Below are 536 nucleotides of genomic sequence, written 5' to 3' on the forward strand. Positions count from 1 at the left end.
ATTGGTATGTTTTCTGGACAATCCCAATATTTTGTGGCAAGAGAGAAAAAAGTTGATGCCATGTGAAATACAAAACTAAAGAAATAAATATTCCAATGCAATAAAACAAATTTCTTTTTTTCGAAAACAACCTGCTTCCGTATAGCAGAATGCCAACCAAGCCCGAAGAGTGTGCCAAAAATGAAAAATATAAAAATGCTGTAGCTTTTAAATTTTTCCTTTCACTTAAATAACACAACATAACCAACAATAGTGCCGAAGACAAACCATTTCTAATCTGGGTCATCTCTTTATTAAGAAACGAATGACAAAAATAAATCAACAAAGACAAAAAAGGAAGGGGTGAATATTTTATAAAACACCAACGATATAAAGATAAAGACAACAAACTGAAACAAAGGAATAATAAATAAGGCTCCCCATCGATTAAATTAATGAGTGATGCAATAAAATAAAATATAGGATCGCCATGAACATTTGATAAATCAGAAAATAGCACAGCTGGAAATGGTGGCACTTGCGACAACATATTCAAA

At 31.5% G+C, this 536-nt stretch carries 1 protein-coding gene; it reads right to left on the reverse strand.

Annotation, left to right across the window (positions count from 1 at the left end):
- Positions 1–536: EpsG family protein (locus HX778_RS24930; RefSeq protein WP_176983357.1), on the reverse strand; the 536-nt coding region annotated here is incomplete at both ends.

This window comes from Cedecea sp. P7760, from assembly GCF_013386425.1.
In the GTDB taxonomy this organism is placed as follows: domain Bacteria; phylum Pseudomonadota; class Gammaproteobacteria; order Enterobacterales; family Enterobacteriaceae; genus Cedecea; species Cedecea selenatireducens.